Source organism: Pseudoclavibacter helvolus, assembly GCF_049707175.1.
Taxonomy (GTDB): Bacteria; Actinomycetota; Actinomycetes; order Actinomycetales; family Microbacteriaceae; genus Pseudoclavibacter; species Pseudoclavibacter helvolus_A.
Genome location: NZ_JBNAFM010000003.1, coordinates 148837 through 168975 on the forward strand (window position 1 = coordinate 148837; position 20139 = coordinate 168975).

At 67.2% G+C, this 20139-nt stretch carries 17 protein-coding genes; 9 read left to right on the forward strand and 8 right to left on the reverse strand.

Annotated features, from left to right (window positions below):
- The first annotated feature begins 37 nt into the window (after positions 1-37).
- The gene (locus ACPYN9_RS03560) at positions 38-925 is read left to right on the forward strand and encodes a DUF5996 family protein (RefSeq protein WP_424463964.1); all 888 of its coding nucleotides are present in this window, start codon (positions 38-40) and stop codon (positions 923-925) included.
- Between the two features lie 70 nt (positions 926-995).
- On the opposite strand, the gene ACPYN9_RS03565 is transcribed toward ACPYN9_RS03560, so the two are convergent.
- Both ACPYN9_RS03565 and ACPYN9_RS03570 read right to left on the reverse strand, forming a co-directional pair.
- Positions 996-1214 carry a DUF3263 domain-containing protein gene (locus ACPYN9_RS03565; RefSeq protein WP_424463966.1) on the reverse strand — a complete coding sequence of 73 codons (219 nt, stop codon included), beginning with the start codon at positions 1212-1214 and terminating at the stop codon, positions 996-998.
- Between the two features lie 77 nt (positions 1215-1291).
- Positions 1292-1855, reverse strand: a complete 564-nt coding sequence (locus ACPYN9_RS03570) for a hypothetical protein (RefSeq protein ID WP_424463968.1) — start codon at positions 1853-1855, stop codon at positions 1292-1294.
- A 141-nt stretch (positions 1856-1996) separates the two neighbouring features.
- Between ACPYN9_RS03570 and ACPYN9_RS03575 the strand changes: the two genes are divergently transcribed.
- Positions 1997-2200, forward strand: a complete 204-nt coding sequence (locus tag ACPYN9_RS03575; RefSeq protein WP_424463969.1) for a hypothetical protein — start codon at positions 1997-1999, stop codon at positions 2198-2200.
- A gap of 79 nt (positions 2201-2279) precedes the next feature.
- On the opposite strand, the gene ACPYN9_RS03580 is transcribed toward ACPYN9_RS03575, so the two are convergent.
- The gene (locus ACPYN9_RS03580) at positions 2280-4685 is read right to left on the reverse strand and encodes an ATP-dependent DNA ligase (RefSeq protein WP_424463971.1); all 2406 of its coding nucleotides are present in this window, start codon (positions 4683-4685) and stop codon (positions 2280-2282) included.
- Between the two features lie 93 nt (positions 4686-4778).
- On the opposite strand from ACPYN9_RS03580, the gene ACPYN9_RS03585 reads away from it, so the two are divergent.
- Together ACPYN9_RS03585 and ACPYN9_RS03590 are read left to right on the forward strand one after the other, a co-directional pair.
- The gene (locus ACPYN9_RS03585) at positions 4779-5822 is read left to right on the forward strand and encodes a Ku protein (RefSeq protein ID WP_424463972.1); all 1044 of its coding nucleotides are present in this window, start codon (positions 4779-4781) and stop codon (positions 5820-5822) included.
- 125 nt (positions 5823-5947) lie between these two features.
- Positions 5948-8734, forward strand: a complete 2787-nt coding sequence (locus ACPYN9_RS03590; protein WP_424463973.1) for an ExeM/NucH family extracellular endonuclease — start codon at positions 5948-5950, stop codon at positions 8732-8734.
- A 114-nt stretch (positions 8735-8848) separates the two neighbouring features.
- Here the strand turns inward: ACPYN9_RS03590 and ACPYN9_RS03595 are convergent, their stop codons facing one another.
- From ACPYN9_RS03595 to zapE, 4 genes are all read right to left on the reverse strand, one after another.
- A complete protein-coding gene (locus ACPYN9_RS03595) occupies positions 8849-9736 on the reverse strand; it encodes a hypothetical protein (protein WP_424463975.1) in 888 nt (295 codons plus the stop codon).
- Between the two features lie 167 nt (positions 9737-9903).
- On the reverse strand, positions 9904-10404 hold the full coding sequence (locus tag ACPYN9_RS03600) for a DUF456 domain-containing protein (protein WP_424463976.1): 501 nt from the start codon (positions 10402-10404) through the stop codon (positions 9904-9906).
- A gap of 114 nt (positions 10405-10518) precedes the next feature.
- Positions 10519-11751, reverse strand: coding sequence for an ammonium transporter (locus ACPYN9_RS03605; RefSeq protein WP_424463978.1), 1233 nt, complete (start codon positions 11749-11751; stop codon positions 10519-10521).
- Positions 11752-11912: 161 nt separating this feature from the next.
- On the reverse strand, positions 11913-12929 hold the full coding sequence (gene zapE, locus ACPYN9_RS03610) for a cell division protein ZapE (protein ID WP_424464125.1): 1017 nt from the start codon (positions 12927-12929) through the stop codon (positions 11913-11915).
- A 167-nt stretch (positions 12930-13096) separates the two neighbouring features.
- Here zapE and ACPYN9_RS03615 point away from each other — a divergent pair, with 167 nt between their 5' ends.
- A complete protein-coding gene (locus tag ACPYN9_RS03615) occupies positions 13097-13540 on the forward strand; it encodes a SufE family protein (protein ID WP_424463979.1) in 444 nt (147 codons plus the stop codon).
- Here ACPYN9_RS03615 and ACPYN9_RS03620 read toward each other — a convergent pair.
- Positions 13537-14718 carry an alpha/beta hydrolase family protein gene (locus ACPYN9_RS03620; RefSeq protein WP_424463981.1) on the reverse strand — a complete coding sequence of 394 codons (1182 nt, stop codon included), beginning with the start codon at positions 14716-14718 and terminating at the stop codon, positions 13537-13539. The genes ACPYN9_RS03615 and ACPYN9_RS03620 overlap by 4 nt on opposite strands.
- Positions 14719-14822: 104 nt before the next feature.
- On the opposite strand from ACPYN9_RS03620, the gene ACPYN9_RS03625 reads away from it, so the two are divergent.
- The 4 genes from ACPYN9_RS03625 (at position 14823) to ACPYN9_RS03640 (ending at position 20093) form a co-directional block, all read left to right on the forward strand.
- The gene (locus ACPYN9_RS03625) at positions 14823-15428 is read left to right on the forward strand and encodes a DUF3000 domain-containing protein (RefSeq protein WP_424463982.1); all 606 of its coding nucleotides are present in this window, start codon (positions 14823-14825) and stop codon (positions 15426-15428) included.
- Positions 15418-16644, forward strand: a complete 1227-nt coding sequence (locus ACPYN9_RS03630; protein WP_424463984.1) for a ribonuclease D — start codon at positions 15418-15420, stop codon at positions 16642-16644. Before ACPYN9_RS03625 ends, ACPYN9_RS03630 begins: the two co-directional genes overlap by 11 nt.
- A 93-nt stretch (positions 16645-16737) precedes the next feature.
- The gene (locus ACPYN9_RS03635) at positions 16738-17946 is read left to right on the forward strand and encodes a thiolase family protein (protein WP_424464127.1); all 1209 of its coding nucleotides are present in this window, start codon (positions 16738-16740) and stop codon (positions 17944-17946) included.
- A gap of 5 nt (positions 17947-17951) precedes the next feature.
- Entirely contained in the window at positions 17952-20093 is a 2142-nt protein-coding gene (locus ACPYN9_RS03640) for a 3-hydroxyacyl-CoA dehydrogenase NAD-binding domain-containing protein (protein WP_424463986.1), read from the forward strand.
- Positions 20094-20139: the final 46 nt, after the last annotated feature.

Consider the following 20139-nt stretch of genomic DNA (forward strand, 5'->3'; position numbering starts at 1 on the left):
CATACGGCTCCCCGGGCCGCTCCGCTAGTGTCGTCCCGTGACCACTCGCCCTCTCCTCGCCGTCGACAGCTGGACCGAAACTCGCGACACCCTGCACCGCTGGCTCCAGGTCGTCGGGAAGATCCGCATGGTCAGCACCCCGCACGTGAACCACTGGTGGAACGTCACCTTGCATGTGACCGCCCGGGGCCTCGCGACTGGTCCGCAATACGACGGCCACGAGGTGTTCGACATCGAGTTCGACTTCGTTGGGCACCGGCTCGTCGTGCGACACGGAGACGGCCGCGAGCGTGCCCTCACCCTCGAGCCGATGACGGTCGCCGACTTCACCGCACGTCTCTTCTCGCTCCTCACTGATCTGGGGCTGCATCCGCGCATCCACGGAGCGCCGAATGAGGTCGAACTCGCCATCCCCTTCGCTGAGGACACGACGCATGCGAGCTACGACGCCGCGGCCGCGCACGCGTTCTGGCGCCAGCTGGTGGATGCGAACCGCGCGCTCTCAACGTTCCGATCGGAGTTCACGGGCAAGGTAAGCCCCGTGCACTTCTTCTGGGGCGCCATGGACCTCGCTCTCACCCGGTTCTCCGGTCGCGAAGCCCCTCGGCATCCGGGTGGCGCGCCGAACTGCCCGAACGAGGTCATGGTGGAGGGGTACTCGCACGAGATCTCCAGCGCCGGGTTCTGGCCAGGCGGCGGGAAGGAAGGTGCCTACTATTCGTACGCCTATCCGGCGCCCGATGGCTTTGCTGGCGCGGAGGTTCCCGAGGGTGCCTTCTGGCACGCGGAGCTCGGCGAGTTCCTGCTGCCCTACGAGACGGTGCGCGAGGCAGCGGACCCGGATGCGCTGGTCCAGCGCTTCCTGGGGGCGACCTACGATGCGGCCTCTGACCTCGCCAGGTGGCCCGGCGTCCAGGCTTCCTGAGCGTTCTGGCGACGGGCGGTGCGGCGAACGCGCACGACCGGGTGGCGGTTCCGCGCCGCCGTCGGGCCGTTCAACGTCGCGGTGTCTTCTCTCGGCGTTGGTTCCAGAAGCGATACACCAGTTCTGGGTACTCGGCCATGACATCGACGTCGGCCACGAGCTGTTCGAGCCTCGCTTCGTAGCCCTCAGGCGTGAGGCCGAGCTTGCGAATCTGTTCGAGTTTCGCCAGGTCGCGGCCCGGGTTCGCAGCCTCGAACTCCAAGAGCGCCCTTGCTCGTGCGGTGATCATGGCAGAAGACTAGGTGCTGACCCATCGAGCGCCTTGACGCTTGCTTTTCCTGTGCAAGCTGGGTAATGCGGCCGGGTTCAGCTCGTGACGTGACGAATCCCGACGAACTGCATGCGGTCCTCGCCGTAGAAGCACGACTGCAGCGCGAAATCACCCTGCAGGCCGATCAGCGCCTCGGTCGTCTCCCAATGCTTGGCCGTGTGGCGAACGTCGACGACCTCGTAGATACCCGGCTGCCCTTCCACCTCGAACTGCGTGCCGACCTGCCAGTTCAGCACGATGTCGCCGCCGCAGTTGTTGTGCGCTGCGTAGACCGCGGGAACACCGACCGTGTTCCGGTAACTCGTCATCTCGATGAACGACCCGTCGCACACGTCGAGCTCGGCCTGTCCGCCCTCGACTCCGAGCCGAACGCTCGGGAGCTGTACCTCCGCAGCAACATTGTTGACGGCCGCCTTCACCTGCCCGTAGCCCCGTTCGACCGTGGTCGGTGCGAAGAGGGACATGGCGAGCACGATCGCGCCTGCGAGGATGAGCATCGTGCCGAAGATCCCGAGCATGGCGTTGCCGAACGTGCGGCGACGCCTCCGCGGCGACACCGCCCGGGCGTGGGCAGGCGGCGCGGGACGGGTGCTGGTCATCTGCAGTGCTCTCCTCGCGGTCGGACGATCCCGATTGTTCACCAGCACCTTATGGCCTGCGTGTGAATCGCGACAGCAGCCGTGCAGCGTCAGCCGGTCGGCACTCAAGTTCGTCACGGCTGACCTGCGTACGGTCGGAGCATGTCAGATCAGCGAGCGACCCCAGAACACGAGAACGACGCACCCCTCGACGCGGCCAACGAGCGGCTAGAAGCCGAGTCCCTGCAGGGACTCGGCACGGGAGAACCGAACCGCGAGCGTCCTGACCAGCCACCGACTCAGGTCAGGGAAGACGCTGCGCACCACCGCGACGACAGCGTGCCACCTGCTGGCGTCAACGGCTAGCGGATGCACCGGGCCGGGTTCACGAGTGTGAGCCCGGCCTTCGCAGTGCCGCTCGCAACCCGTGTGCGTTGCGCGCCGCTCAGGGACCTTCGAGCACCACTTCGTCAGCTTTCTTGTCCGGACGCCATCCGCGCCAGCTCGGCTGCCTGAGGCGGCCACCAGCGGTCCACTCCGCGAACTCGACCTCCCCCACGAGCTGAGGTTCTACCCACACCGCGCCGCGAGCATCCGCTGCCGGAATGTCGACGAACGGCGAGGTTGTTCGGGACAACGGTGCAAGCTCGCGAGTTGCGCGCTCGAGGTCGCGATCGCTGAACCCGGTCCCGACTCTCCCGATGTAGGTGAGGCCGTCGTCGCCGGGTAGGCCGAGCAGCAGCGAGCCGATCCTGCCTGAGCGGCGCCCCCGCCCCGGACGCCATCCGCCCACGACCGCTTCCTGGGACCGGTGATGCTTGACCTTGATCCAGCTGTCCGAGCGGCGGCCGGGACGATAGACACTGTCGAGCTTCTTGGCGACGATTCCTTCGAGGCCGAGCTCTAGGCTGCTGGCCAGAGCGAGCTGCGCGTTCCCCTCGACGGCCGGAGGGATGCGCATCCCCCGCCGCTCCGACACGGAGCCCTCCAGCAGCGCCCGGCGCTCCGAGTAGGAGTGCTCGAGCAGGCTGGCGCCCTCAAGCGAAAGCAGGTCGAACACGAAGAAGTGCACGGGGACCACCTTCACGCCGCGCTCGACATCGCGAGCAGCGCGAAGCCCCATCCTCGCCTGCAGCCGGCCGAAATCCGGCCGGGACCGCCGATCGAGGGCCACGATCTCACCGTCGAGCACGCCGGACCGTCCCCCGAGGCACGCCGTCACTGCCTCGACGACTTCCGGGTAGGCGACCGTCACGTCGTTGCCGTTTCTCGTCCGTAGGCGCACGTCGTCGGCATCGACGGCTGCGACGATGCGGATGCCGTCCCACTTCATCTCGAACGACCACTCGTGCTCGTCCTCGAAGGCTGCCGTCTCGCGCGCCGAAGCGAGCATGGGTGCGACGGATCGCTCCCGGGCTGCTGTGAGCTTCCGACCATCACCCAATGGCCCCGCGGAGGCGTCCGCCCGGGATGCGCCCGGGTCCATGCGGTGCAGCAGCCAGTTGCGTTTCGTGTCGCCGCTTCCGTTCGTGTGAATGAGCGCGAGCTTTGTCGGCTCGGCGAGTCCACCGTGGGCCGCGCCGTTGAGCGTGACGATGATCTCGTTCCGCTCCCGCCACTTCTCGAGCTCGTAGGTGCCTGCGTCCCAGATGTAGACCTCTCCGGCCCCGTACTCGCCCTTGGGGATCGTTCCCTCGAACGTTGCGTACTCGAGCGGGTGGTCCTCGGTCTGCACGGCGAGGTGGTTCTTCTTCGGGTCCGTGGGAATGCCCTTCGGAACAGCCCAGGACACCAGCACGCCGTCGTGCTCAAGGCGGAAGTCGTAGTGGAGCCGCCTCGCATGGTGCTCTTGGATCACGAAGCTGCGGCCGATCGATGACTGCGGTGAATCCCTGGGCACCGGCTCTGTGGTCTTCGCGGGATCACGCATCTCCCGGTAGGTCACGAGCCTGTCCTCCCGTGCCGCGTCGGCAACGGGCGCGAGGGGATCTTCACGCGTGCGCATCCGCGCGAGCACCTCGTTGTATTCGAGGTGGCGCAGCTTGGTCGAGGCAAGCTCGCGCCAGGTTCGCGGTACGGCGACCGTGGGTCGCGCGCGGCCGCGCAGCGAGTACGGTGCGATCGTCGTCTTAGCGCCGCTGTTTTGACTCCAGTCGACGAGCACCTTCCCGTCCCTGAGCGACTTTTTCATGTCGCTCACGACCAGCTCGGGGTTGTCGGCCTCCAGCGACCTGGCGAGCTCGCGAGCGACCATCGAGACCTGCTCCGATGTGTGGGATCCGTCGAGCGCCGCGTAGAGGTGGATGCCCTTGCTCCCGCTCGTCACCGGCAGTGGTTCGAGGCCCATGCCCTGCAGGATGCTTCGCGCCAGCCGGGCCACCTCCGCGCACTCGATGAGGCCGGCGCCCTCACCGGGGTCGAGGTCGAGCACGAGGCGGTCCGGGTTACGCGGGTGGCCGTCTCGGCCGAAGCGCCACTGCGGGACGTGCAACTCGAGCGCCGCAACTTGGGCGAGCCACGAGAGGGTCGCGACGTCCTGCACCAGCGGGTACTCGTTCCGGTGATCGTGATGCTCGATGCCCTCCCTTGGCACCCAGCTCGGCGCACTCGCCTCAAGGTTCTTCTGGAAAAAGACCTTGCCTGGCCGTGCTGTAGTGCCCACCCCATCGACCCAGCGCTTGCGTGTGACCGGACGCTGGCGCACGTGCGGAATCAGGAACGGAGCGATCTTGGCGTAGTACGTCAGCACGTCCGCCTTTGTGGTGCCGGTCTCCGGGTACAGCACCTTGTCGAGGTTCGTGAGCGTGATGCGGTGGCCCTCGACCATCACCGTCTGCTTGGAGGACACCATCGGCCAAGGATGCACCCGTCGCCTGGGCCGACGACCGGCGAATACTCAGCGTCGGCTCTGCCGACGGGTCGCTGCGTGGGCTGTACTGGATGCATGAGATCCATCTGGAAGGGCTCCATCGCGTTCGGGCTCGTGAACGTGCCGGTCAAGCTGTACAGCGCAACCGAAGACCACGACGTGCACCTGCACCAGGTGCACGACAAGGACGGCGGGCGCATCCGCTACCAGCGGCGCTGCGAGGTGTGCGGCAAGATCGTCGACTTCGAGCACATCGACAAGGCGTACGCCGACGAAGACCGCACGGTCGTGCTGACGGAAGAAGACCTCAGCTCGCTGCCGGAAGAGCGCAGCCGGGAGATCGATGTCGTCGAGTTCGTGCCGAGCGAGCAACTCGACCCGATCATGTTCGACCGCAGTTACTTCCTCGAGCCGGACTCGAAGTCGGCGAAGGCCTACGTGTTGTTGCGACGGACGCTGGAGAAGACGGATCGAACGGCGATCGTGCACTTCTCGCTTCGCCAGAAGTCGCGGCTCGGTGCACTCCGCACCCGCGGCGACGTGCTCATGCTGCAGTCCCTGCTGTGGGACGACGAAGTGCGGGAGGCGAAATTCCCGTCCCTCGACGAACGCGTGCGGATCTCTGCGAAGGAACTCAAGATGTCGGCCTCGCTCGTTGACTCCTTCGCCGCGGACTTCGCACCCGACCGCTTCACCGATGACTACCAGGAGCAGCTCCAGCAGCTCATCGATGCCAAGCTCGCCGAGGGCGACGCGCTCGACACGGCCGCGACGTTCGGAGAACCGGACGGCGAAGAGGACGGGGGCGGTGAGGTGATCGACCTCATGGAGGCGCTGCGCAGGAGCATCGACAAGGGGAAGCGCACGCCGGCGTCGGCGGGCCGCGAGTCGAAGCCCAGTGGCAAGAAGGCCAGCGCGAAGGAAACGTCCGTGAAGAAGGGGGGCCGCAAGAAAGCAGCGGCGCAGAAGGCTGGCACGAAGAGCGCGAGCCCCAAGAAGACGGGCGCCGGCAAGACGAACGCGACGAAGACCCCGAGGAAGAAGGCCACCAAGGAAAAGTCGGCGGGCAAGAAATCTTCGACCAAGAAGGCGGCCTCGACGAAGACGGCAGCCGCGTAGCTGCAGGGCTGAGCGTCCGGCGCGCGCCCGTTCACCTGGCGTTCACGCGCGTGAAGGCACCGGGTACACCCCTCCGGGTACGGTGACGGGAACCCCGTCAGCGACGCACGCCCTGGAGGAAACACGTGACTCGAACTTGGCAGAAGCTCCTCGCGGTGGGAACCGCGACGACGCTGGCCGGAGGCGGCCTACTCGTCGCCGCAGCGCCCCCGACCTTCGCCGCTCCGAGCGGCACCGAGCTCGTCATCAACGAGGTCTACGGCGGTGGTGGCAACGCTGGCTCGCTCTTCTCGAACGACTTCGTGGAGCTCTACAACCCGAGCTCGGCACCGATCACCGTCGATGGCTGGTCGGTGCAGTACTTCTCCGCAAGTGGCAATCTGGGCGGCACGGCGAGCCTGTCGGGGTCCGTCGCGCCAAAGACGCACTACCTCGTGGCCCTCGCCGCGGGAAGCGCTGACACCGGTGCACTGCCTGCTCCCGACGCGACCGGCGAGATCGCGATGGGGGCGCGCGGCGGCATCGTCGCGCTCGCGACGACGGAAGAAGCGGCGACACTCGCCGAGTCCGGCGCGTCAGTGCCTGAAGCCGTCGTCGACCTCGTCGGATACGGCAGCGCGAGTGCCTTCGAGGGTACGGCTCCAGCTCCGGAGCTGAGCAATGCGCTGAGCGCTCAGCGCTTGGCAGGCGGCATCGACACCGACAAGAACTCGACCGACTTCGTTGCCGCGGCCCCCACGCCCGAGAACTCCGCTGGGGGCTCCACCGAGCCACCCGCGCCGACGACGACCTCGACTCCGACCGCTCCACCGGTGGCAGCACTGGTTTCAATCGCAGAGATCCAGGGCACAGGGGCCGCGTCACCCCTCGTCGAACAGACCGTCACCACCGAGGGCATCGTCACTGCGGTGTACGCGGAGGGTGGACTCGGGGGCTTCAACATCCAGTCCCCCGGTGCGATCGATCCTGAGACACACACCGCCTCCACCGGCGTCTTCGTCTACGCACCCGCCGCCGCTGCCACGGTAGACATCGGCGATCGCGTCGCCGTCACTGGCCGAGTCGGCGAGCGCTTCGAGTCGACGCAGATCAGCGCCACCAGCGTCGAGCAGCTCGAACGCGGCCCGCAGCACGTCGTCGAACCAGCCCAGATCGTGTGGCCAGAGACCGACGAGGAGCGCGAACGCTACGAAGGGATGCTGGTCGCCCCTACTGGCACTTACCGCGTGACAGAGAACTACGCGCTCAACCAGTACGGTGAAATCGGGCTGTCGGTCGGCGACCGACTGCTCGTGACCCCGACCGAGGTGGGTGCGCCCGGCAGCGCGGAAGCCATCGCGCAGGCTGAGTACAACGCGGCCCACAGCGTCATCCTGGACGATGGCGCATCCACCGACTTCCTCCGCCGAGAGGGCGGGAGCATGATCAACGCCGATATCCCGCTCCCCTACCTGAGCCTGGAGACACCCGTCACGGTCGGAGCGACGGCCACCTTCACGGAGCCCGTCGTGGTGCACTACTCGTTCGACACCTACCGTTTCCAACCGACGACGCCGCTGACCGGGGCGGACGGCGCCCCGGTGGCGTTCTCAGACGCTCGCGAGGTCGCCCCGGAGCCGGTCGGCGGTACGCTGCAGCTCGGCACATTCAACGTCCTGAACTATTTCACCAGCCTTGGCGTCGACTACTGCGAACCGGGCCAGAGCTACACCGACCGCGCTGGAGACCCGGTGAGCGCCAACGGTTGCCTCCCGCGTGGCGCATGGGACGAGGAGAACCTCGCGCGGCAGGAAGCCAAGATCGTGGCCGCGATCAACCAGCTCGACACAGACATTGTCGCCTTGGAAGAGATCGAGGATTCGTCCGATTTCGGGAAGGACCGCGACGCGGCCCTCGTCGACCTCGTCGCCGCGCTCAACGCGGAAGCCGGCACTGCGCGCTGGGCACACGTGCCATCACCGGCCGAAGCGCCCACCAACGGCGACGATGTCATCCGAACGGCGTTCATCTACCAGCCTGCGACCGTGGAGGTCGTCGGATCATCCAGCATCCTCGACGACCCCTCCTTCGTCAACGGGCGCGCCCCGCTCGCGCAAACCTTCGCAGATCCAACGACGGACACGGAGTTCATCGTCGTGGCCAATCACTTCAAATCAAAGGGTGGCTCTGGCGAGGGCGACAACGCAGACAATGACGACACCGTCGGGCCAGCGGGCGCAGTCGGCGGCTGGAACGGAGACCGGACCCGCCAGGCGCAAGCGCTTGTCGCCTTCACCAAGCAGCAGCGCGTCGAGCAGGGCACCGACCTTGTGTTCCTCACGGGCGACTTCAACAGTTACTCGCAGGAGGATCCCATGCGCGTGCTCGGCGATGCCGGCTTCGAGAACCTCGGGGATGCGCGCAATAAGACAACGGGAGCGCCCGGCTCTGCAGGCACCGAGTACACGTACAACTTCGACGGGGCCGTCGGGTCCCTCGACCACATCCTGGCGAGCGGCCCAGCCGTCCAGTACGTCACGGGTTCTGAGGTCTGGACGATCAACGCCTACGAGCAGGTTGGCTTGGAGTACAGCCGTAACAACTCCAACGTCACGCAGCTCTATTCCGAAGATGTCTATCGATCCTCCGACCACAACCCGAGCTTGATCGGGCTCAACTTCGCGGCCGAGGCGACCCCGGCACCGACGCCCACTCCGACCCCAACGGAAACCGCCGGCATGACCCCAACCACCTCCGGCCCCGTCGGCGGAGGTGCAGAGGAACCGAGCCCGTCGGGCGTCCCCGGCGCTGACGGCGACCATCTCGCAACAACCGGCGCCGAGATGACCACGGCTCTGCCGCTCGCAGCAGGCGCGCTCTTCCTCGCCGGGGCGATCACGCTGCTCCGCAGACGCCGCGGGGACAGCGTCTGAGGGAGCCACTTCGGCGGTCTCCCCGCCCGCCCAGCGCGAAAACCGGCCGTGATGCACATCGCACCACGGCCGGTTTGCTCGTTCGGGATCGTACGAGCGAGCGACGTACGGGCGTTAGTTGCCTGCGTCGTCGCCGGAGCTCTCAGACGGCGTCGGCTCGCCCGTCGGCTGCGGCTCCGTGGGCTCGTCCGTCGGTTCCGGCACGGGCGGCTCGGTCGGGGGCGCGGTGACCACCGGCTCCGTGGGCGTCGTTCCGCCCCCGGAACCGTCAGGAACGGGCTGGCCCGTGAGGTCGGGCTGCACGGGCGTTGACGGCTGTGGCGCCTGCGTCGGGGTATCGTCACCCGAGTTGTCGACTGGCTGCTCCGGAACAGCTGTGTCGTCGTCGACCTGTTGTGATTCAACGGCCGCGCTATGCGAGGACTGCGCAGCGGTGGCCTGGCGAACCACTGCGGAGATACCGCTGGTCCGCGCGCGGTCGTCGCTCGCCTCGGAGAGCTCGATGAGCGCCGCGTCGTACGCCGTCAAAATCTCGGCAGTCGCGAGGGTCACCTGCAGGCGGTGTTCGCGGCCGAGTGCGAGCGTGCTCGAAGCCATGCCGCCCACGGCAGTCTGCAGGGCCGTGTACGAGGTCTGCAGCGCGTCGGAGTCGGACGCAGACGCGGTCGCGCTCAGTGCGTCCTTGACCTGGCTCAGCGCTTCCTCGAGGGCCGCCTTCTCGACGGTGCCGACGCGTTCGGCAGGAAGACTCGAGAGCGGCTGAGCGAGCATGTGCAGGTTGACGACCTCGCTGGCGCTGGCTGTGGCAACGGCAGCGTTCGCGCTTTCGGGGACAGCGACAGTCCCGATGGGTGCCGCGACCTCAGCACCATGACCATTCGTGACCGTCAGTGCGGCCACGACGGCTCCCACCGCGATGACGCTCATCGTCGCGGCGGCGAGCTCACCTGGGCGCTTCTTCACGAACGCCAGTACGGCGTTCGAGGTCTCCCCGTTCGACATCCGGCTCCTCTAAGACGTTCTGCTGCCGCCGACACGGGCGCACAGCTTTCTCCAGAGTAGAGCGCTCCGGACGAAAGTCGAAGTCAGAACTGCCCGCGCGTCCAGGAAACTCTGAGGCGGACGCCTCATCCGAAGCCAGACAGGGAGCTCAAGACTGTTCGGGATGCTCAGGCCCAGACGAAGTGGACAAAGATTGATACGGCGAGGATCGTGACGGCGACAAGGGCGCACATGAGTTCAATGGCCATGCCAAGGCCGAGGGCCTTGACGGCGGTCCAGCTGGAGTCCAGTGCAGGGCGAAACTCTCGGACCCGGGCGTACTCAGACGCCACGAGCCCGACGGCGAAGCCGATCGGCAGGCCAAATGCCGGGAGCACGAACAGCCCGACGATGCCAGCGCCTAGCCCGATGAGCACCGAACGACTCGGCACCTGCTTCTTGCGCAGCCCGCGCCCCGTGAGCACCCAGCCAATGATCATCCCGGTCACGAGCAACGCGGCACCGACGGCGAACGCGACCCAGACGGGCCAGCTGCCGGCGAAGATCGCCCACACCAGGAAGCCGATGACGATCGTGATGCTGCCGGGAAGCACCGGGACGATGATGCCGACGATGCCGACGATGGCGAGAAGCACGGCGACGATTGCGGCGATCACGGGTGCACTCATGTCTTCAACCGTACCGGGTCACCGTGACCCGCTTCCCCGGCGCCGGAGCAGACGAGAACGGGGGCCACACATCCACGAGCGTGGATGCGCGGCCCCCGAGGGCTGCCCGCGCGGTTAGCGCGACAGCGCGTAACCGGTCTCGCCGTGCACGACCACGTCGACGCCGGCCACTTCGTCCTCGTGGCGCACTCGGAAGCCAAGGGTCTTCTGGATGGCCCAGGCCACGAGGAAGCTCACTGCGAACGAGTAGAGGAGAACACCCAGGGACGCGATGAGCTGGACGATGAGCTGCTCGACGCCGCCACCGGTGAACAGGCCGGTGTCGAAGGCGAAGAGTCCGGGCCAGATGGAGCCGACGAGTCCACCGACGAGGTGGAGTCCGACAACGTCCAGCGAGTCATCGAAGCCAAGCTTGAACTTCAACTCGATCGCGAAGGCGCACAGTCCGCCGGAGACGAGGCCCAGCAGCAGCGCCCAGCCGGGGGTGAGGACGGCACATGCCGGCGTGATGGCAACGAGGCCCGCGATCGCGCCAGATGCGGCGCCGATGGAGGTCGCCTTGCCGCTACGCAGCTTCTCGACCATGATCCAGCCGAGGATACCCGCGGCCGGTGCGGCGATGGTGTTGATGAAGAGCAGACCGGGGCCGGGGAACTCCGTGCCACCGAGGTCGCCCCAGGCAGCCCCGACGTTGAAGCCGAACCAGCCGAACCAGAGGATGGCCGTGCCGAGGAGCACCAGTGGCACGTTGTGTGGCTGCGTGATGCCCTTCGCGAACCCGACGCGCTTGCCGAGGACGATGGCGAGCGCCAGTGCAGCGGCACCTGCGTTGATGTGCACTGCGGTGCCACCGGCGTAGTCGATGACCTCGATGCCCTCGAAGCCGAGCTGCGTCCCGAGCTGCATGATCCAGCCGCCGCCCCAGACCCAGGCCGCCACGGGGAAGTACACGAAGGTCGCGAAGATGCCGGCGAAGAGCATCCACGAGCCGAACTTGGCGCGGTCGGCGATGGCACCCGAGATGAGCGCCGTCGTGATGATCGCGAACGTGCCTCCGTAGGCTGCGCCAGCTGTCGCGTTGCTGTCCTGGATGAGGTTCGTCAGCGCGAAGTCAGAGAACGGGTCGCCCGCGAACTGGAAGAACGAGTCCCCAGAGACGGCGGACATGTTGTAGCCGTACAGGATCCAGAGCACGGCGACGAGGCCGAGAGCTCCGAACGAGAGCATCATCATGCTCACGACGCTCTTCTCCTTGACCATGCCGCCGTAGAAGAGGGCGAGTCCTGGTGTCATGAAGAGCACAAGCGCAGCGCTGATCATCAGCCAGGCGGTTCCACCGGTATCCATTGCATCCTCGCTTTCGCCACCCGTGCTGCGGCCTGGAGGACGCGTCGTCGTGACACGGAGTGGGGAGATGCATTGAGTCTGCGGAAGGCTCGTGTCACCGGTGGGGCGGTGCCGTTTCCATCATGTTTCAGAGCGGCCGAGCATGTTACGAGTCTGTGTCGTCAGCGTTCGCTGGCGTGCGTGGTGGCCACGTCGACGGATGCGGCCTGCTCCTGCGCCGTTGACGCGATGAGACGTGAGACGCAGCGCAGGTACTTCTTTCGGTAGCCGCCGTCGAGCATCCCGCCACCGAAGATCTGGTCGAGGGCGAGACCGGACGCAGCGATCGGGATCTGCGCGTCGTAGACGCGGTCAATGAAGGCGACGAAGCGGAGCGCCTCGGCCTGGTCGGTGAGCTCGTGCACGTCTGACAGCGCGAGCAGGTCGATGTCCTCGACTAAGCGGACGTATTTCGAGGGATGCACGGTCGCCAGGTGCTGCACGAGGTCGTCGAACCCGTCGTAGGCGACGGACTTGCCCTCGGCGACGGCCTCGTCGACCAGCGCATCCAGGTGCTCCGGGGTCGTCACGGTCGCGTGGCCGGACATGTCGCGGCGCCGGTAGTCGGTGCCGTCGATCCGGAGCGTGTCGAAGACGCCGGCGAGCTTCGTGATCTCGCGGAGGAAGTCAGACGCCGCGAATCGTCCCTCGCCGAGGGCGTTCGGGGGCGTATTGCTCGTCGCCGCGACACTTGTGCCCGACTCGACAAGCTCGCCGAGGAGGCGGGACATGACCATCGTGTCGCCCGGATCGTCGAGTTCGAACTCGTCGATCGCGATGAGGCTCGTGCCCTTCAGCGAGCGGACCGCCTCCGCGTAGCCGAGCGCTCCCACGAGGGCCGTGTACTCGATGAAGGTGCCGAAGTACTTGCGGCCAGGGTGCGCGTGCCAGATCGACGCGAGCAAGTGGGTCTTGCCGACGCCGAAGCCGCCGTCGAGATAGATGCCCGGTTTGACGGGAGGTGCCTTCTTCAGGAAACCGAAGAGACCTTTGCTTCCGGTTGCCGCCGCGGACTTGACTCCGGCAAAGCGCTCGCCTGCCTCGACCGCGGCAGCCTGCGAGGGGTACTCGGGGTCAGGGCGATAGGTGGAGAACTGAGCACCGTCGAACTGCCTCGGCGGCACCAGGGCCTTCACCATCTCGGCCGCGGTGACGGTCGGCGAGAGTTCGGTCAGGTGCAGCAAGCGGCCTTCGCCCACGGAGTCCTCGTACTTTCCAGTGACAGGTGCCCGGAACGGGCTTTCCAGAGCTTACCGCCAGCTGGCCGCCTGCAGGTCGCTCGGAGAGGTGACGGTACCGTTGGCGCATGCATGAGAACACGCTTCCGGAACCACTCGAAGCACTGCGCGAAGAGCTCCTTGAGGTCACGCCGCGCGAACGCCTCGAGCTCCTCGCGGAGATCGGCGCGGAGCTTCCCCCGGTTGACCCGGAGGAACTCGCGTCGTTCGAGCGCGTCATCGAGTGCCAATCACCCGTGTTCTTTGACGTCGCCCTTGCAGCGGATGCGCGTATCCGGCTGCGCATTTCGGTGCCGCCGGGCGCACCCATGACACGAGGCTTCGCGGCCGTACTTGTCCAGGGGGTCGACGGACTCGAGCCCAGCGCTCTGCTCGGGCTGCCGGAGGACCTGCCCGGCGCCCTCGGCCTCGCAGAACTTGTCTCGCCGCTGCGCCGGAGCGGCATGGTCGCCCTGCAAGCCCGGGCAAAGCGGCAGCTCCTCGAGCAACTGGCCGCGGAGCACAACGCCTAGAAGCCGGCGAGCCACCGGTCGAGCGAGTGTTCCCAGCGGCCGCTGTCCACGTTCCAGAGTCGGGTGTGCAAGGCGCGCTCGAATTCCTCGTACGTCACGAGATCCGGACGCCGCCGCGCGACCTCGCGACTCGCGTCAACCGGCACGACCGTGTCGTCGCGCGAGTGGAAGATGAGCATTGGCACGCGTAGCTCATCGAGCCGCTGCGGGATCTCGAGGTCCTCGAGACGAATGGGCGCCTCGAGCCCCAGGAGCGGCCGCGCGAACGGGCTCCCGAGCAGCCAGATACCAAGGGACGCGACCGGGCGGGGCAGCTTCATCGCCGACCCCTGATAGCGGAGGATCGACCGCCAGCTCAGCGCTGGCGACTCGAGGAAGACGCCAGCGATGAGGTCGCGGCGTCGTGCTCGGAGCGCCGCTTGCAGAACGGTGGCCCCACCCATGGACCACCCGACGAGGATGATCCGCCTGGCGCCGCGAGCGACCGCCCACTCCATCGCAGACTCGACGTCGCGCCACTCCGTGGCGCCCAGGCCGAACTTGCCGTCCGGCGACTGGGGGGCGAGCGCATCGTTCCGGTAACTGACGACCAGCGAGTTCCATCCTCGCCCCCGGAACAGCGGCACAGCGCGCAGCGGCTCGGTCATGACCGCTCCCCTGCCGTGCACATGGATAGCCCAGGAATCGCTCGCCTGCGGCGACGGAATGAGCCAGGCTGGCATGGCACCAAGCTCGGTTTGCACGTCCACCCAACTCCAGGGCAGTTCGAGGTCCCGCACCCAGAGTTGCGGCGCGGACGCCAAACGCACCGACCGCACCCGATCGAGTCGCGCCCCTTGCTCGCCCCAGAAGCGCCTCGTCACTGTTCGCTCGGACTCTCCGACGACAGCCCCGACGTTCGCCCTGCCCGTTTCTGCCGCGAAGACCAGGCTGTAGTGGCCGGGGGCCGCCGTCTCCGGCGTTCGGGCGAGCGTGACCGTCCCAGCCTGCTTGTCGACGCCGAGCAGCCGAACCGGGTCCCTTCGGCGTCGCGGCGGAGTGACGACAGCCTTGGCCACCATCGTTGCCGCCGTGCCGGCGACCGCGGCGAGCGCGACGGCGAGTGCGCCGAGCACGGCCACGGTGGTCTTCGTGGCCGACGAGGTCGGCTCGGGTGAGGGACGTTTGGCGGCTCGCATCATGACGATGATCGCGCACCTGACCCTGGGACACGCCGAGCGGGCGGGCTGCGCCCACGGCGCGCCTGATCTGGGTTGACCACGCCCAGGCCTAGTCTCGTCGCGTGGTTGTCCCGTTGCATCGATCTGCCCCGGAGTTCGAGGCCGCCGTAGAGGCGGTCCGTGCGGCCGAGTTCCGCTCTGCCCTCACGGTGAGCGAGATCCGGCCTCCAGCGAACCTGGCCCCCGAATCGCTCGCGCTCTCCGGAGACGTGCGACCCACTGCCCACGCGAGCGACTCTGAGCTCGGCACGGGCAGGTTCATCCTTCTCCACGACGAGAGCGAGCCAGAGGCCTGGCGCGGTTCCTTCCGCGTCGTCTGCTTCGCGCAGGCTCCGCTGGAGCCCGAGATCGGGGTCGATCCCTTCCTCGCGCCAGTGGCCTGGTCGTGGCTCATGGACGCCTTGGAATCACGCGGTGCCGCGTTCGAGCATCCTTCAGGGACCGCGACAACCATCAACGGACGTGGCTTCGGCGAACTCGAGAACCAAGGCGAAGGTGCGCAGATCGAGCTCCGCGCCTCGTGGACGCCTCGCGAGACCGACCTCGCGGCACACGCGGAGGCCTGGGGCGAGCTGCTCTGCCTGCTCGCCGGGATGCCCCCGGAGACCGAGGCGGACGACGGCGTCCAAGTCCTTCGCCATTTGAGGAAGGCAAAAGATGGGGCTTGATGCAGATCGCCTGAAAGCGGGCGGCCTGGAGGTGATCGAGACCGAGGCGCAGCTGCTGGAGGGCCTCGAGCGTCTCGCCGCTGGGGTGGGGCCGATCGCGGTCGACGCGGAACGCGCATCCGGCTACCGATACTCGGAGCGCGCGTACCTCGTGCAGCTGTTCCGCAGGGGAAGCGGCACGCTGCTCATTGACCCCATCGCGACCGGTTCGCTTGCGCGGATCCAGGAGCTCATCGTCGACGAGGAATGGATCTTCCACGCCGCGACGCAGGACCTCCCCTGCCTCCGCGAGCTCGGGCTCGACCCGAGCCGCATCTTCGACACCGAGCTCGCGGCCAGACTGCTCGGGTACGAGCGTGTCGGCCTCGGAGCCGTGATCGAGCGGCTGCTCGGTATCACGCTCGAGAAGGCGCACTCGGCTGCGGACTGGTCGACCCGTCCGTTGCCTGATTCCTGGCTGGCGTACGCGGCGCTCGACGTCGAGCTGCTCGTGGATGTGCGTGACCAGCTGCACCAGGAGCTGCAGGATGCGTCGAAGCTCGAGGCCGCCGAGCAGGAATTCGCGGACATCCTGACCAGGGAGCTCGGCGTCCGGAAGCCGGACGCCTGGCGACGCATCGGTGGCATCAGCAGACTGCGCAGCCCACGCGCGCTCGCCGTCGCCAGAGAGCTCTGGCTCTCCCGAGACGAGGCTGCGCGCAGCACCGACACCGCCCCGGGGCGACTCTTCCCCGATCGTGCGCTCGCAGCCGTCGCGACGGCCATGCCGCGCTCTCGGGGTGAGCTGGCGAGACTCAAGGAGTTCACCGGACGCGCATCCCGAACCCAACTGGATCGCTGGTGGGCTGCCGTCGAGCGCGGCCTCACAACCGAAGACCTCCCTGCGCAGACACCGCGCGACCCGGATCGGATTCCGCACCACCGTCAATGGGAGCAGCGCGCACCCGAGGCGGATCGGCGACTCAAGGCGTCCCGCGAGTTCCTCGTTGCGCATGCTGAGGCGTTGCATATGCCGGTCGAGAACCTCCTGACGCCCGAACTGCTTCGGCGTACCGCCTGGAACCCACGGCAGCCCGTGTCGCCCGAATCCGTCGCCGAGCAGCTCAAGGAACTTGGCGCGCGCGCCTGGCAGACCAGCGAGGTCGCACAGGGAATCGCCGGTGCCTTTGTAGAAGCTGACCAATTGACTTCCGCGCCGACCGACCAGGATTCGTAGCTTCGCACCACGCGTGAGCATCTCACCAGGCACGTCTCCATAGGATGACCGAGTCAATAGATGCTTGGAGGCAGTGTGGCCAATCGAGAAGTGTTGTTCATCGACGGCGTTCGGACCCCCTTCGGACGTGCGGGCGAGAAGGGCATGTACTGGAAGACCCGTGCAGACGACCTGGCGGTCAAGGCGATCAAGGGCCTGCTCGACCGCAACCCGCAGATTCCCCTCGACCGCTACGACGACGTCGCTATCGCTGCGACGACACAGCAGGGTGACCAGGGGCTGACGCTCGGCAGGTCCACCGCCATCCTCGCCGGCCTCCCCAACACCGTCCCCGGCCTTGCCATCGATCGCATGTGCGCCGGAGCCATGACGGCAGTCACGACGATGGGGTCAGGCATCGGCTTCGGCGCCTACGACCTGACGATCGCTGGCGGCGTCGAGCACATGGGCAGGCACCCGCTCGGCATCGGTGCAGACCCCAACCCTCGGTTCGTCGCCGAACAGCTGGTCAGCGGCGATGCCCTCAACATGGGGAAGACCGCCGAACGGCTGCACGACCGCTTCCCGCAGCTCACGAGGGAGCGCAGCGACCGGTACGCCATGCGGAGTCAGCAGAAGGCCGCTGCCGCCTACGAACATGGCCAGCTGCAGCCGGACCTGGTTCCCGTAGCGATCGAGTCGGAGGCGGGATGGGGTCTGGCCACGCGCGACGAAACCCTGCGGCCAGAGACCAACATGGAGACGCTCGCGACCCTCAAGACGCCGTTCCGTCCACACGGTCGTGTGACGGCCGGGAACGCCAGCGGGCTCAACGACGGCGCGACGGCGGCGATTCTCGCTTCGAGCGCCGCGGCCAAGGAGTTCGGGCTCAAGCCCAAGATGCGGATGGTCACCTTCGGCTTCGCGGGTGTGCAGCCCGAGGTGATGGGGCTTGGTCCCGTCCCCTCCACGGAGAAGGCCTTGCAGCGTGCGGGCCTGACGATCGACGACATCGGGCTGTTCGAGTTGAACGAAGCCTTCGCCGTGCAGGTGCTCTCGTTCCTCGACCACTACGGCATCGACGACGACGACCCCTCGGTGAACCCCTACGGCGGTGCTATCGCGATCGGCCACCCCCTCGCATCCTCCGGGGTGCGGCTCATGACGCAGCTCGCGAAGCAGTTCGAGGAGCACCCAGAGGTGCGCTTCGGGTTGACGGCGATGTGCGTCGGGCTCGGACAGGGCGGCACGGTCATCTGGGAGAACCCGAATTGGAACGGCAAGTCGAACGCACGCCGAGGCTTCGGCAAGAAGGGACGCTGAGCACCATGGCAACCGATCTCCGAGCACGCTACGCTCCCCTGCTCGCCATGAGCACCGACGAGGTTGTGACGCACTCACTGGTGCGCGACGTCACGTTGCCCAGCGGTCGCACGCTAGCCCTCATCACCCTCGACAACGGCCACGACTACACACGCCCGAACACCCTCGGTCCTGAGACACTGGCCGAACTCGGTGAGGTGCTCTCCGGCCTCCGGGCGCGGGCATCCTCGCACGACATCGACGCGGTGGCGATCACCGGCAAGCGATTCAACTTCGCAGCAGGCGCCGACCTCTCCAACGTCGGGTCGATCCCGAGTCGCGACGTCGCGTTACTGCTCGCCAAGCTGGGCCACGAGGTGCTCGGTTCACTCAGCCACCTCGGCGTGCCGACGTTCACGTTCTACAACGGGCTCGCGCTCGGCGGTGGCGTGGAGATCGGTCTCAACTCCGACTACCGCACCGTCGACGCGACCGTGCCCGCCTTCGCGCTTCCCGAGACCTTCCTCGGACTCGTCCCGGGGTGGGGCGGCGCGAGCATCCTGCCGAACCTCATCGGCATCGAGAACGCCCTCAAGGTCATCATCGAGAACCCGCTGAAGCAGAACCGCATGCTCAAGGGGCCGCAGGTCGCCGAGCTTGGCATCGCAGATGCCATGTTCCCGAGCCTCAACTTCCTCGAAGACTCGCTGGCCTGGGCAGACAAGGTCATCGGCGGGGAGATCGAGGTCAAGCGGCCGCATGCTCCCGGGCGCCTCGAGCGGCTCGCAAAGTGGGATCTCGCCATCGGCGTCGCCAGGAAAACGCTCGAGGACAAGCTCGGCACCGTCGCGCTGGCACCGTACCGGGCACTCGACCTGCTCAAGCTGGCGAAGAGCGACGACCGGTCGAAGGGCTTCGCCGCTGAGGACGAGGCGCTCGCCGACCTCATCTCCGGCGACCAGTTCGTCGCCTCCATTTACGCCTTCAACCTCGTGCAGAAACGAGCCAAGCGTCCGGCAGGTGCACCAGACAAGGCATTGGCGCGGCCCGTCAACAAGGTCGGCGTCATCGGAGCCGGCCTCATGGCGACGCAGTTCGCGACGCTCTTCGTGCGGCGGCTCAAGGTGCCCGTCGTGATCACCGACCTCGACCAGGCTCGCGTCGACGCCGGTGTCACGGCGATCCGCCGTGAGCTCGAGAAGCTCCACGAGAAGGGACGCATCGACGGCGACGAGTACGGTCGTCTGCTCGGACTGGTGCACGGCACGACCGACCGAGGTGAATTCGCTGACTGCGACTGGGTCATCGAAGCGGTGTTCGAAGAGCTTGGCGTCAAGCAGCAGGTGTTCGCCGACTTCGAGAAGATCGTGGGCCCGGAGACGGTACTCGCGACCAACACCTCCTCGCTCTCGGTCGCCGAGATCGGCGCGGAGCTCGCGCATCCGGAACGCCTCGTCGGGTTCCACTTCTTCAACCCGGTCGCCCAGATGCCGCTCATTGAGGTCGTCAAGACCGAAACGACCGACGACGCGAGCCTCGCAACCGCGATGGCGACCGCCAAGAACCTGAAGAAGACCGCGGTCATCACGAAGGATGCGCCGGGCTTCGTCGTCAACCGCGTCCTCGCGAAGGTACTCGGCGAGGCCATGCACGCCGTCGACACGGGGACGTCGTTCGAGACCGTCGACCACGCCCTTGACCGTATCGGGCTTCCCATGACCCCCTTCGAACTGCTTGAGCTCGTTGGCCTTAAGGTCGGCGCGCACGTGCTCGACACGCACCACAAGGCCTTCCCGGATCGGTTCTTCGAGTCGGAGAACCTGCACCGCCTCGCGGACTACGGCAAGCTCTACGATCGTGATGGCAAGGGGCGCGCTAAGGGCTTCGACAAGAAAGCCGTGCAGATCGTCGCGGGCGGGAAGACACCCATGACCGCCGAGTCGTTTGCCGAGCGGGTCGAGGTGGGCCTCGCCGACGAGATCAAGCGGATGCTCGACGACCAGGTCGTCGCAGCGCCGGAAGACATCGACCTGTGCCTCATCCTCGGCGCAGGCTACCCGTTCCAGGCAGGCGGCATCACGCCGTACCTCGACCGCGTCGGGGCTTCCGAGAAGGCCTTCGGTGGCACCTTCCACACCCCGCCCATTCGAGGCGCCGCGTCGCGCTGACCCGCCCTGCGACTCTGAAGGCGCCTCCTCCCCGATGACCGGGTGA

What these genes read in the sequence shown, in the direction of transcription:
- ACPYN9_RS03580 (WP_424463971.1), bottom strand. Translation starts at nt 4,685, where the DNA reads ATGGTGTCCTCCAAGCAGACGGTGATGGTCGAGGGCCACCGCATCACG.
- ACPYN9_RS03600 (WP_424463976.1), bottom strand. Translation starts at nt 10,404, where the DNA reads ATGAGTGCACCCGTGATCGCCGCAATCGTCGCCGTGCTTCTCGCCATC.
- zapE (WP_424464125.1), bottom strand. Translation starts at nt 12,929, where the DNA reads ATGGTGAAGGCCCTGGTGCCGCCGAGGCAGTTCGACGGTGCTCAGTTC.
- ACPYN9_RS03570 (WP_424463968.1), bottom strand. Translation starts at nt 1,855, where the DNA reads ATGACCAGCACCCGTCCCGCGCCGCCTGCCCACGCCCGGGCGGTGTCG.
- ACPYN9_RS03595 (WP_424463975.1), bottom strand. Translation starts at nt 9,736, where the DNA reads ATGTCGAACGGGGAGACCTCGAACGCCGTACTGGCGTTCGTGAAGAAG.
- ACPYN9_RS03615 (WP_424463979.1), top strand. Translation starts at nt 13,097, where the DNA reads ATGCATGAGAACACGCTTCCGGAACCACTCGAAGCACTGCGCGAAGAG.
- ACPYN9_RS03605 (WP_424463978.1), bottom strand. Translation starts at nt 11,751, where the DNA reads ATGGATACCGGTGGAACCGCCTGGCTGATGATCAGCGCTGCGCTTGTG.
- ACPYN9_RS03620 (WP_424463981.1), bottom strand. Translation starts at nt 14,718, where the DNA reads ATGCGAGCCGCCAAACGTCCCTCACCCGAGCCGACCTCGTCGGCCACG.
- ACPYN9_RS03630 (WP_424463984.1), top strand. Translation starts at nt 15,418, where the DNA reads ATGGGGCTTGATGCAGATCGCCTGAAAGCGGGCGGCCTGGAGGTGATC.
- ACPYN9_RS03575 (WP_424463969.1), top strand. Translation starts at nt 1,997, where the DNA reads ATGTCAGATCAGCGAGCGACCCCAGAACACGAGAACGACGCACCCCTC.
- ACPYN9_RS03565 (WP_424463966.1), bottom strand. Translation starts at nt 1,214, where the DNA reads ATGATCACCGCACGAGCAAGGGCGCTCTTGGAGTTCGAGGCTGCGAAC.
- ACPYN9_RS03640 (WP_424463986.1), top strand. Translation starts at nt 17,952, where the DNA reads ATGGCAACCGATCTCCGAGCACGCTACGCTCCCCTGCTCGCCATGAGC.
- ACPYN9_RS03585 (WP_424463972.1), top strand. Translation starts at nt 4,779, where the DNA reads ATGAGATCCATCTGGAAGGGCTCCATCGCGTTCGGGCTCGTGAACGTG.